Annotated in this window: 11 protein-coding genes; all 11 read left to right on the top strand. The window is 71.1% G+C overall.

Annotation, left to right across the window (positions count from 1 at the left end):
* Nucleotides 1–101 precede the first annotated feature (101 nt).
* Nucleotides 102–1,817: a CTP synthase gene (locus ACMCNO_RS23645; protein ID WP_412751640.1), complete on the top strand. Its 1,716-nt coding sequence runs from the start codon at nucleotides 102–104 to the stop codon at nucleotides 1,815–1,817.
* Nucleotides 1,814–2,410 carry an NUDIX domain-containing protein gene (locus ACMCNO_RS23640; protein ID WP_412751639.1) on the top strand — a complete coding sequence of 199 codons (597 nt, stop codon included), beginning with the start codon at nucleotides 1,814–1,816 and terminating at the stop codon, nucleotides 2,408–2,410. The genes ACMCNO_RS23645 and ACMCNO_RS23640 overlap by 4 nt, the downstream gene beginning before the upstream one ends.
* A 231-nt stretch (nucleotides 2,411–2,641) precedes the next feature.
* Nucleotides 2,642–3,757, top strand: a complete 1,116-nt coding sequence (gene ald, locus ACMCNO_RS23635; protein ID WP_412751638.1) for an alanine dehydrogenase — start codon at nucleotides 2,642–2,644, stop codon at nucleotides 3,755–3,757.
* Nucleotides 3,754–4,704, top strand: coding sequence for a site-specific tyrosine recombinase XerD (locus tag ACMCNO_RS23630; protein WP_412753786.1), 951 nt, complete (start codon nucleotides 3,754–3,756; stop codon nucleotides 4,702–4,704). The genes ald and ACMCNO_RS23630 overlap by 4 nt, the downstream gene beginning before the upstream one ends.
* Nucleotides 4,705–4,857: 153 nt before the next feature.
* Nucleotides 4,858–5,790, top strand: a complete 933-nt coding sequence (locus ACMCNO_RS23625) for a ParA family protein (RefSeq protein ID WP_412751637.1) — start codon at nucleotides 4,858–4,860, stop codon at nucleotides 5,788–5,790.
* A 4-nt stretch (nucleotides 5,791–5,794) separates the two neighbouring features.
* Nucleotides 5,795–6,472 carry a hypothetical protein gene (locus ACMCNO_RS23620; protein ID WP_412751636.1) on the top strand — a complete coding sequence of 226 codons (678 nt, stop codon included), beginning with the start codon at nucleotides 5,795–5,797 and terminating at the stop codon, nucleotides 6,470–6,472.
* A gap of 133 nt (nucleotides 6,473–6,605) precedes the next feature.
* The gene (locus tag ACMCNO_RS23615) at nucleotides 6,606–7,586 is read left to right on the top strand and encodes a segregation and condensation protein A (RefSeq protein WP_412753785.1); all 981 of its coding nucleotides are present in this window, start codon (nucleotides 6,606–6,608) and stop codon (nucleotides 7,584–7,586) included.
* Nucleotides 7,583–8,578, top strand: coding sequence for an SMC-Scp complex subunit ScpB (gene scpB, locus ACMCNO_RS23610; protein WP_412751635.1), 996 nt, complete (start codon nucleotides 7,583–7,585; stop codon nucleotides 8,576–8,578). Before ACMCNO_RS23615 ends, scpB begins: the two co-directional genes overlap by 4 nt.
* Nucleotides 8,565–9,305 (top strand): pseudouridine synthase, encoded by a 741-nt coding sequence (locus ACMCNO_RS23605; protein WP_412751634.1) that lies wholly within the window; start codon nucleotides 8,565–8,567, stop codon nucleotides 9,303–9,305. The genes scpB and ACMCNO_RS23605 overlap by 14 nt, the downstream gene beginning before the upstream one ends.
* A gap of 66 nt (nucleotides 9,306–9,371) precedes the next feature.
* Nucleotides 9,372–10,052, top strand: coding sequence for a (d)CMP kinase (gene cmk, locus ACMCNO_RS23600; RefSeq protein WP_412751633.1), 681 nt, complete (start codon nucleotides 9,372–9,374; stop codon nucleotides 10,050–10,052).
* Nucleotides 10,049–11,470 (top strand): ribosome biogenesis GTPase Der, encoded by a 1,422-nt coding sequence (gene der, locus ACMCNO_RS23595; protein ID WP_412751632.1) that lies wholly within the window; start codon nucleotides 10,049–10,051, stop codon nucleotides 11,468–11,470. The genes cmk and der overlap by 4 nt, the downstream gene beginning before the upstream one ends.
* The last annotated feature ends 48 nt before the right edge of the window (nucleotides 11,471–11,518 follow it).

Genomic DNA, 11,518 nt, shown 5'->3' with positions numbered 1-11,518 from the left:
TGGTGTTACCCTGGAATCCCGTGGATGATCGGTTCCTGATCATCGCCGGCCCGCGGACTTCAGGTCCGCGTGACCGCCTCAGATGACCACGGGAGCAGGCCTTGGCAGCAGCAGTGCGCGAGACGCGGCACATCTTCGTCACCGGAGGCGTCGCCTCCTCGCTGGGCAAGGGCCTCACCGCCTCCAGCCTCGGTAACCTGTTGACCGCACGCGGACTGCGCGTCGTCATGCAGAAGCTGGACCCTTACCTCAACGTCGACCCGGGCACGATGAACCCGTTCCAGCACGGCGAGGTTTTCGTGACCGAGGACGGTGCGGAGACCGACCTCGACGTCGGCCACTACGAGCGGTTCCTGGACCGGGAGCTGTCGGCGAAGGCGAACGTCACCACCGGGCAGATCTACTCCGCGGTGATCGCCAAGGAGCGCCGCGGCGAGTACCTGGGTGACACGGTGCAGGTCATCCCGCACGTGACCAACGAGATCAAGGAACGCATCTTCGCGATGGCCGACCCGGACGACCGTGGTCGCCGCCCGGACGTGGTCATCACCGAGGTGGGCGGCACCGTGGGCGACATGGAGTCGCTGCCGTTCCTGGAGGCGATCCGCCAGGTGCGCCACGAGATCGGCCGGGACCGGGTGTTCTACCTGCACGTGTCGCTGGTGCCGTATCTGGCGCCGTCCGGGGAGCTGAAGACCAAGCCGACCCAGCACTCCGTCGCCGCGCTGCGCAACATCGGTATCCAGCCGGACGCGCTGGTGTGCCGCAGCGACCGGGAGATCCCGGAGAAGCTGCGGCACAAGCTGTCGCTGTACTGCGACGTCGACCGTGAGGCCGTGGTGGCGGCCCCGGACGCGCCGAGCATCTACGACATCCCGAAGGTGCTGCACCGCGCGGGCCTGGACGCGTACGTGGTGCGCCGGCTCGGCCTGTCCTTCCGGGACGTCGACTGGTCCACGTGGGACGACCTGCTGCAGCGGGTGCACCACCCGCGTCGCACGATCACGGTGGCGCTGGTCGGCAAGTACATCGACCTGCCGGACGCGTACCTGTCGGTGAGCGAGGCCATCCGCGCGGCCGGGTTCGCCAACCAAGCCCGGGTCAACATCCGCTGGGTGCCCAGCGACGACTGTGAGACCCCGGCCGGGGCGGCGCTGGCCCTCAAGGGGGTCGACGGCATCGTCATCCCCGGCGGCTTCGGCGTCCGCGGCATCGAAGGAAAGATCAACACTTCCCGGTACGCCCGGGAGAACCGCATCCCGGTGCTCGGCCTGTGCCTCGGCCTGCAGTGCATGACGATCGACGCCGCACGCAACATGGCCGGGCTCACCGGCGCGAACTCGCTGGAGTTCGCCGAGCAGGCACAGCACCCGGTGATCTCCACGATGGCCGACCAGGAGGACATCGTCGCGGGCAAGGGTGACCTGGGCGGCACGATGCGGCTGGGCGCGTACCCGGCGGCGCTGACGCCGGGCTCGATCGTCGCCGAGGCCTACGGCAGCACCGAGATCTCCGAGCGCCACCGCCACCGGTACGAGGTGAACAACTCCTACCGGGACAAGCTGGCCGCGTCCGGCCTGGTCTTCTCCGGCACTTCGCCGGACGGCCGCCTGGTCGAGTTCATCGAGCTGGACCGGGACACCCACCCGTTCTTCGTGGCGACGCAGGCGCACCCGGAGCTGAAGAGCCGACCGACCCGCCCGCACCCGCTGTTCACCGCGTTCGTGGCGGCCGCGGTCAACTATGCGGCGGCCGACGAGCTGCCGGTCGAGCCGCTGGCCGACGCCTCGTCCACCGAGACGGTTTCCGCCTCGTGACGACGTTCGGCCACGAGACCCGCTCCCGTATCCAGCGGTACGCCGGTCCGATCTTCTCGGTCTTCACCGACGAGGTGACGATGCCCGGCGGCGGTGTCGCCGCCCGCGACATCACGGAGAACCCGGGCGCGGTCGGCGTCGTCGCCCTCGACGAGGCCGACCGGGTCGTGCTGATCAAGCAGTACCGGCATCCGGTGGGCCGCAAGTTGTGGGAACTTCCGGCCGGGCTGCGCGACGTGGCCGGTGAGGACCTGGCCCGCACCGCGCTGCGGGAGCTGGCCGAGGAGGTGGACCTGGTCGCGGCGCGCCTTGACCTGCTGGTCGACCTGCACACCTCGCCGGGTTTCAGCAACGAGACGATCCGGCTGTTCCTGGCACGTGAGCTGTCTGCGGTGCCGGAGTCGGAGCGCCATGTGCGTACCGATGAGGAGGCCGACCTGGAGATCGTCCGGGTAGACCTGGACGAGGCCGTGGCGATGGTGTTGCGCGGGGAGATCACGAACGCGTCCGCGGTCGGCGGCGTACTGGCGGCATCGGCCGCCCGCGCCGCCGGATGGACGACCTTGCGGCCCGCAGACACCCCGGCCATCTGACTGCGTTACCGGCCCGGCCTTGATCAGCGATTACGCCGGGTCGCCGACCACGCTCGGGCAGGGCCTCAAGGGTCACCTGACCAGCGTCTCCTCGTGACGTGCGGTGACGTCCTGGGCCGCGGTCGGCCGCCCACTGGATGGGACGGTAGTCTCCGAGTGAGCCCCGTTCGGGTATAGGACCGAGCGGACCCGGGACGTCACTCAGCGTTGAGGAAAGGACGGTGTCGGCTCGTGAAGGTCGGCATTCCCACCGAAGTCAAGAACAACGAGTTCCGGGTGGCGATAACCCCGGCCGGCGTGTTCGAGTTCACCCGTGCCGGACACGAGGTGTTCGTGCAGGCAGGCGCCGGCAACGGCTCCTCGATCACGGACGCCGACTATGTCGCGGCGGGCGCCACGATCCTCGGCACCGCCGACGACGTCTGGGGCACCGCCGATCTGGTGCTCAAGGTCAAGGAACCCATCGCCGAGGAGTACGGGCGGATGCGCGAGGGCCAGGTGCTCTTCACGTACCTGCACCTGGCGGCCAGCAAGGAGTGCACCGACGCGCTCATCGACCGCAAGGTCACCGGCATCGCGTACGAGACGGTCGAGCTGCCGGACCGCTCGCTGCCCCTGCTGGCGCCGATGAGCGAGGTCGCGGGCCGGCTCGCGCCCATGGCGGGGGCGTACCACCTGATGCGCTCCGGCGGCGGCCGCGGCGTGCTCATGGGCGGCGTGCCCGGCGTGTACTCGGCCAAGACCGTGGTCATCGGCGCCGGGGTCGCGGGCCAGAACGCCGCCGCGATCGCGCTCGGCATGCAGTCCGAGGTGCGCGTGCTGGACAAGAACATCGCCCGGCTGCGCGCGCTCGACGCCGACTACCGGGGCCACCTGCAGACCGTGGCCAGCAACGCGTACGAGATCGAGAAGGCGGTCGTCGACGCCGACCTGGTCGTCGGCGCGGTGCTCGTGCCCGGCGCCAAGGCCCCGACGCTGATCTCCAACGAGCTGGTGTCGCGGATGAAGCCCGGCAGCGTGCTCGTCGACATCTCCATCGACCAGGGCGGCTGCTTCGAGGACTCGCGGCCCACCACGCACGCCGACCCGGTCTACCGGGTGCACAACTCGATGTTCTACTGCGTCGCCAACATGCCCGGCGCGGTCCCGCACACCAGCACGTACGCGCTGACCAACGTCACCCTGCCGTACGCGCTGGAGCTGGCCAACCGGGGCTGGCGCGACGCGGTCAAGGCCGACCCGGCGCTGGCCCTGGGGGTCAACACCTACGGCGGCCACGTCGTGTACGGACCGGTCGCCGACGCGCACGGCATGAAGGTGCTGCCGCTGTCCGAGGTGCTGCGCTGAGCGAACAACCGTCGGCCGCGCTGCGCCGGGTGGTGGGGACCTACCTCGACCACCTCACGGTGGAGCGCGGCCTGGCCGGTAACACCCTGCTGTCGTACCGGCGCGATCTCGACCGGTACCTGCGGACCCTGGCCGCGGCCGGGATCGCCGACCTGGCCGCGGTCGCCGAGGCCGACGTGGCTCGGCACCTCGCGCTGCTGCGCGCGGGCGAGGACGGCCACCCCGGCCTGTCGGCCGCCTCCGCGGCCCGCGCGGTCAGCGCGGTCCGCGGGCTGCACCGCTTCGCCGCCCGCGAGGGCGTCACCGCGCACGACGTGAGCCGCGAGGTGCGCCCACCCGCCCCGCCCAAGCGGCTGCCCAAGGCCCTCGACGTCGACCAGGTGGAACGCCTGCTGGCCGCGACCGGCGGCGACGACGGCCCGCTCGGCCTGCGCGATCGGGCGCTGCTGGAATTCCTGTACGGCACGGGCGCCCGGATCTCCGAGGCGGTCGGCGCAGACGTCGACGACCTCGACCGGGGCGAGCCCAGCGCCGCCGTGCTGCACGGCAAGGGCGGCCGGACCCGCGTGGTGCCGGTCGGCCGGTACGCGCGCGCCGCCCTCGACGCATACCTCGTGCGCGGGCGGCCGACCCTGGTCGCCGCCGGTCAGGGCAGCCCCAAGGTCTTCCTCAACGCCCGCGGCGGGCCGCTGTCGCGGCAGAGCGCCTGGGCGATCCTGCGCCGCGCCGCCCTGCGCGCCGGGCTGGACACCGAGGGTCCGCACGCGGTCAGCCCGCACACCCTGCGCCACTCGTACGCCACGCACCTGCTCGACGGCGGCGCCGACGTCCGTGTGGTGCAGGAACTGCTCGGCCACGCCTCCGTGACCACCACGCAGGTATACACGCTGGTCACGGTCGACCGGCTGCGTGAGGTGTACGCGACCGCGCATCCCCGCGCTCGTTGACCCCGGCATCCGACGGTGCGACACGCCGAATGTTCACCCTGGCCCGGCGCTGCGTGTGGCGTACAGTCGAGCATCGGCTGAGCCAACCCGCGGCGGAAAACAAAGATCAACCCCGGGACCAGGCGGCGAGTCGAAAGGGGGCGACGGGACGACATGGCGGGCAACGGCGACCAGGCGGAGGCCTGGACCACGGCCCTGCGCGAGCAGCAGAGCTCCCTCGACCTCGGCGCGGATCTGGGCCCGGCCGATCCCACGGCGTACACGATGCGCCGGCCGATCCCCGAGCCCATGCCGACCGACCGGCACGGCCCGGCCCGGATCATCGCCCTGGCCAACCAGAAGGGCGGGGTCGGCAAGACCACCACCACGATCAATCTGGGTGCCGCCCTGGCCGAGTACGGCCGCAAGGTGCTGCTCGTCGACTTCGACCCGCAGGGCGCCTGCTCGGTCGGCCTCGGCGTCAACCCGCACAACCTCGACCTCAGCGTCTACAACCTGCTCATGCAGGACGACGTCACCACCGAGGACGTCATCATCAAGACCGACGTCGCCGGCCTGCACCTGCTGCCCGCCAACATCGACCTGTCCGCCGCCGAGATCCAGCTCGTCAACGAGGTCGCCCGGGAGATGGCCCTGGCCCGGACCCTGCGCAGCGTGCGCAAGGAGTACGACTTCATCCTCATCGACTGCCAGCCCTCGCTGGGCCTGCTGGCGATCAACGCGCTGACGGTCGCGCACGGCGTGCTCATCCCGCTGGAATGCGAGTTCTTCAGCCTGCGCGGGGTCGCCCTGCTGCTGGACACGATCGACAAGGTGCGCGAGCGGCTCAACTTCGACCTCGAACTCGAAGGCATCCTGGCCACCATGTACGACAGCCGCACCACCCACTGCCGCCAGGTGCTGCAACGGGTGGTGGAGGCGTTCGGCGACAAGGTCTACCAGACCGTCATCACCAAGACGGTCAAGTTCCCGGAGTCGACCGTGGCGGGCGCCCCGATCACCACCCTCGACCCCGCCTCCTCGGGGGCGCGCAACTACCGTCAGCTCGCCCGCGAGGTGATCGCCGCGCAAGCGGACCGGGACTGACCCGGTGCTGTTCGCGCTCGGCCAGCCGGTGGCCTTCGCGGGGCTGCTGCTCGCGTTCGTGCTCGGCCTCCTGCTGCGCGCCCTGGCCATCCGGATCACCGCCCGGGCTCTCGGCCTCTCCGCACCCCGTGAGCCGGTCGCTCCGCGCCCGCGCGAGGACATCGACCCGTTCGGCGCGGTCGCCGCGGCGGTCGGCGGAGTCGGCTGGGGCAAGATCCTCGACGTGGACGAGGTGCCGCGCTTCCGCGGGCGCGGCCGTGCGGCGGCCATCTTCGCCGTCGGGCCCGTCACGGTCCTGGTGGCCGCCCAACTCGTCCTGCTCGCGTTCCGGCTCCTCTTTCCCGACGCGTTCGGCTACCTCGACAACCTGTACCCGTCCGACGTGCTGCACGGCCAGATCGACGCACCGTACGCGGAGCAGTTCGTGCTCGCCGCGGCGGTCGGGCTGCTGGCCTTCGGGCTGCTGGCACTGCTCCCGATGCCGCCGCTGGACGGGTTCGGCCTGCTCTGGTCCGCCTACCAGCAGCCCGGGCACGGCATGCAGTGGTACCGGATGTGGTTCGAGCACAAGAACGTGGGCGTGGTGATCCTGGTCGCCTGCAGCTTCCTTCCGCCCGGTGCCCCGCTGCTGCTGCTCCCGATCGATCTGGTCGGCACGCTCGTGCTGCGGCTCTGGGCATAGCCGCCGCCCCCTGCCTCCGGCCGTGTGGCCGGTCACCAGTCACCGCCATCCAGCTCACGCGTTGGCATGATCAAGACGTGGTTTCCGAGGGTGTGGGGGTCGGCAGGTGAGCCTTGACCAGGCTGTCGGGCCGGTGGTCTACGGTCAACGCGTGCCAGAGTCACCCTCCACCGAGCCCGCCGCGGCCGAACCCGACGGGCCCCCAGGGGTCCCGTCGCCGGGTGAGCCTGACGCGTCGCCGGGTGAGCCTGACGCGTCGGCTCTTGGCGCGTCCTCGGCCGAGCCCGGCGGCTTCACGGTGCGGCTGGACAACTTCACGGGCCCGTTCGACCTGCTGCTGCAGCTCATCGGCAAGCACAAGCTGGACGTCACCGAGGTGGCGCTGCACCAGGTCACGGACGACTTCATCGCGTACATCCGGGCCATGGGCGACGACTGGGACCTCGACGAGGCCAGCGAGTTCCTGCTGGTGGCGGCCACCCTGCTCGACCTCAAGGCGGCCCGGTTGCTGCCCGCCGCCGAGGTGGAGGACGAGGAGGACCTGGCCCTGCTGGAGGCCCGCGACCTGCTGTTCGCCCGCCTGCTGCAGTACAAGGCGTTCAAAGAGGCTGCCGCCCACCTCGCCGAACTGGAAGGCACCGGCGCCCGGCGCTGGCCCCGCGCGGTCTCCCTCGAGCCGCGGTATGCCGAGGCCCTGCCCGACCTGGTGCTCGGCATCGGCGCGCAGCGGCTGCTCAAGCTGGCGATCAAGCAGTTCACCCCCAAGCCCGGCCCGCCGCAGGTGTCCATCGCGCACATCCACCAGGTCCGGGTCAGCGTCCGCGAGCACGCCGGTCTGCTGCGCGAACGGCTGCGCCGGGCCGGCAGCGCCACCTTCCGGCTGCTCGTGGCCGACTGCGACAACACCCTGGAAGTGGTGGCCCGCTTCCTGGCCCTGCTGGAGCTGTACCGCGAGGGCCTGGTCGAGTTCGAGCAACCCGTCTCGCTGGACGAACTCACCGTGCGCTGGACCGGCGGTGACGACGCCGATGCCGTGGAGCTCGACATCGACGATTACGAGGGCACCCCGCCCAAGCCCGACCCCGCCCCGGCCGCAGCGCAGGAGACGTCATGACCGACGAGCGACCCGACTCCCTGGCCGAGCAGGCCGCTTCGTGGGTGCCCCCCTGGGAACGCCCGCACCGCCCGCCGGACCGTGCCTACCAGCAAGCACACGCGGTCGAGGAGTGGGAGGTGGACTCCGACGACGAGACTCAGGCGCCTGCCGGGGATGAGGGGACCGGGCCCACCGCGGTCGATGACCCGCCCCTGCCGGACCTGGTCGACGGCGCCGAACCCGTCGTGACGGACGAGCCGGGCTCCCCGGTCGAGGCCCTGGTCGCCGGCGAGGCGGGGGAGCCGCGTACCGATCTCGCCGATCCTGTCGATCTCACCCAGGCCGAATGGTTGCTGGACGCCGGAGCCGAGGGGCCACCCCCCGCCGCCGAGGCGGTGCTTGAGCCGGCGGCCGACGCTCAGGCCGAGGTTGAGCCGGTGGCCGAGGTCCAGGCTGAGCCGATGGCCGATGCCGAGCTGCGCGCCACCCTGGAGGCGATTCTGCTGGTCGTCGACGAACCGGTCGCCGAGCTGCAGCTCGCACAGATCCTCGAGGAGCCCGCCGAGCGCGTCGCCGCCGCGCTGGAGGAGATCGCCGCGGGCTACACCGCGGCGGGACACGGCTTCGACCTGCGCCGGGCCGCGGGTGGCTGGCGGCTCTACACCAGGCCGGAGTACGCCCGGTACGTCGAGCGGTTCGTGCTGGACGGGCAGTCCGTGCGGCTCACCCAGGCCGCCCTGGAAACACTCTCAGTGGTCGCGTACAAGCAACCGGTGACCCGCTCGCGCATCTCCGCCATCCGCGGTGTGAACTGTGACGGCGTGATGCGTACCCTGGTGACCCGCGGCCTCATCGAGGAGTGCGGCACCGAGCGCGAAACCGGGGCGTTCCTGTACCGGACGACCGCCCTGTTCCTGGAGAAGCTCGGCCTCAACTCGGTCGACGAACTGCCCCCGCTGGCCCCGTTCCTACCCGACGACGTGGAAGAAGTGCTCGATGCCTCAGGCTGACCCGGCCACCTCCGTACGGCTGCAGAAGGTCCTCGCGACCGCCGGAGTCGGCTCCCGGCGCGCCTGCGAGGACCTGATCTTCCGCCGCCGCGTCACCGTGAACGGCCGGGTCGCGCAGCTCGGCGACAAGGTGAACCCCGACACCGACGAGATCCACGTCGACGGCCAGCGGCTGATCACCGACACCAAGATGGTGTACCTGGCCATGAACAAGCCGCGCGGCGTGGTCTCCACCATGGACGACGAGAAGGGCCGCAACGAACTGGCTGAGTTCCTCGGCACATTCGAGCAGCGCATCTTCCACGTCGGCCGGCTCGACGCCGACAGCGAGGGACTGCTGCTGCTCACCAACGACGGCACGCTGGCGCACAAGCTGATGCACCCGTCGTTCGGGGTCGCCAAGACGTACCTCGCCGAGGTGGCCGGGCCGCTGCCGCGCAGCGTCGGCCGCCAGCTGCTGTCCGGGGTCGAACTCGAGGACGGGTTCGCCCGCGTCGACACGTTCCGGCTGGTGGACACGCTCGGCAAGACCGCCCAGATCGAAGTGACCCTGCACGAGGGGCGCAAACACATCGTGCGGCGGATGCTGGACGCGGTGGGCCATCCGGTGAGCCGGCTCATCCGTACGGCGGTGGGCCCGATCCGCCTCGGCGACATGCGGCCCGGCGGCTTCCGGCACCTGTCGAACGCCGAGATCGGAGCCCTGTTCAAGGCCGTCGGGGACTGACTCCGCGGCGCTGGGCAACGCCGGGCACAATAGGAGGGTTGGTGACCCGGGGACTGAGGAGGAACGGTGTCGGAACAAGTACGGCCGGCGAGGTGCGTGGTGGCCGTCGACGGCCCCTCCGGATCGGGTAAATCCACCGTCTCCCGGCGTCTCGCCACCGCTCTCGAGGGTGTCTACCTCGACACCGGCGCCATGTACCGGGCGGTGACCTGGGCCGTGCTGCAAGCCGGAGTCGACCTGCAGGACCCCGAGGCCATCGCCAAGATCGCACAGGAGACGGAGTTGTCCATCGGCACGGACCCTGTCGCGCCGCATTTCTTCGCGAACGGGACGAACGTCGACAGCCCCATCCGCGGCCCCGAGGTGACCGGCTCGGTCTCCGCGGTCGCCGCCGTCCCCGCCGTACGCCGCATGCTCGTCGAGCAGCAGCGCGCCCTCATCGCCGGTGCCCCGCGCATCGTCGTCGAGGGCCGCGACATCGCCTCGGTGGTCGCCCCCGACGCCGACCTCAAGGTCTACCTCACCGCGTCCGCCGCGGCCCGCGCCCAGCGGCGCAGCGCCGAGGACGCCACCGACGTCGCCGCCACCCAGGCCGACCTGGCCCGCCGCGACCGGCTCGACTCCAGCCGCACCACCGACCCGTTGCGCCAGGCCGACGACGCCGTCGAGGTGGACACCACCGGCATGGGCATCGACGAGGTCGTATCCCACCTGCTCGACATGCTGAACAGCAAGGCACATTCGTGACCGACTTCCCGGTTGATCTCTCCGAGTTCGAGATCGACGACTACTCTGCCGCACCGGACGCCGACCAGGCCGACACCGGCCCAGCCCCCGTCGTCGCCGTCGTCGGCCGCCCGAACGTGGGCAAGTCGACGCTGGTCAACCGGATCATCGGGCGCCGCCAGGCCGTCGTCGAGGACGTGCCCGGTGTGACCCGGGACCGCGTACCGTATGACGCCCAGTGGAACGGACGCCGCTTCACCGTCGTCGACACCGGCGGCTGGGAGCCGGACGCCAAGGACCGGGCCGCCGCCATCGCCGCCCAGGCCGAGATCGCGGTGCAGACCGCCGACGTCGTCATCTTCGTGGTGGACGTGACCGTCGGCGCCACCGACGTCGACGAGGCCGCGGTCAGAATGCTGCGGCGCAGCTCCAAGCCGGTCATCCTGATCGCCAACAAAGCCGACAACCAGAACCTGGAGATCGAGGCGACCTCACTCTGGTCCCTCGGCCTCGGCGAGCCGCACCCGATCAGCGCGCTGCACGGCCGCGGATCCGGCGACCTGCTCGACGCGATCCTCGAAGCCATGCCGCCCGCCCCGCCCATCATCGAAGGCGGCCCCCGCGGCCCCCGCCGGGTCGCCCTGGTCGGGCGCCCCAACGTCGGCAAGTCCAGCCTGCTCAACCGCCTCGCCAAGGAGGAGCGCGCCGTCGTCGACTCGGTCGCCGGCACCACGGTCGACCCGGTCGACAGCCTCGTCGAGATGGACGGCGAGGTGTGGCAGTTCGTCGACACCGCCGGGCTGCGCAAGCGGGTCAACCAGGCGAGCGGCACGGAGTACTACGCCTCCCTGCGGACCGCGGGCGCGGTTGAAGCCGCAGAGGTGGCAGTCGTGCTGCTCGACTCGTCCGAGACCATCAGCGAACAGGACCAGCGGGTCCTCACCTCCGTCATCGAGGCGGGGCGGGCCCTGGTCATCGCGTTCAACAAGTGGGACCTTGTCGACGAGGACCGGCGGTACTACCTCGACAAGGAGATCGACCGGGACCTCAAGCGGATCCCCTGGGCGATCCGGGTCAACATCTCGGCAAAGACCGGCCGCGCGGTCGACAAGCTCGCTCCCGCGCTGCGGCGTGCGCTGTCGTCCTGGGAGCAGCGCGTCGCGACCGGAGCGCTGAACCAGTGGTTGACCGCCCTCACCCAGGCCACCCCCCACCCCGTTCGTGGCGGCCGGGCTCCTCGGGTGCTGTTCGCGACCCAGGCCGGGGTGGCGCCGCCGAGGTTCGTACTGTTCACGACCGGGCCGTTGGACGCCGGATACCTGCGGTTCGTCGAGCGCAAGCTGCGCGAGGAGTTCGGGTACGAGGGCACGCCGATCGAGGTGTCCGTTCGTCCGCGTAAAAAGACCGGGCCTGGGGGACGGGGTAAGGCGCACGGGTAGGGATGCCGGTGCGCGGGTTTCCGTGCCCCCTTGGTAAGCTTTCGGAGT

It is taken from the genome of Krasilnikovia sp. M28-CT-15 (assembly GCF_047159595.1).
GTDB lineage: Bacteria > Actinomycetota > Actinomycetes > Mycobacteriales > Micromonosporaceae > Actinoplanes.
This window is presented reverse-complemented; position numbering and strand designations above follow the sequence as displayed.

Excerpts from the sequence above, each read along its gene's own strand:
- ACMCNO_RS23625 (WP_412751637.1), top strand. The coding sequence starts at position 4,858 with ATGGCGGGCAACGGCGACCAGGCGGAGGCCTGGACCACGGCCCTGCGC.
- scpB (WP_412751635.1), top strand. The coding sequence starts at position 7,583 with ATGACCGACGAGCGACCCGACTCCCTGGCCGAGCAGGCCGCTTCGTGG.
- ACMCNO_RS23605 (WP_412751634.1), top strand. The coding sequence starts at position 8,565 with ATGCCTCAGGCTGACCCGGCCACCTCCGTACGGCTGCAGAAGGTCCTC.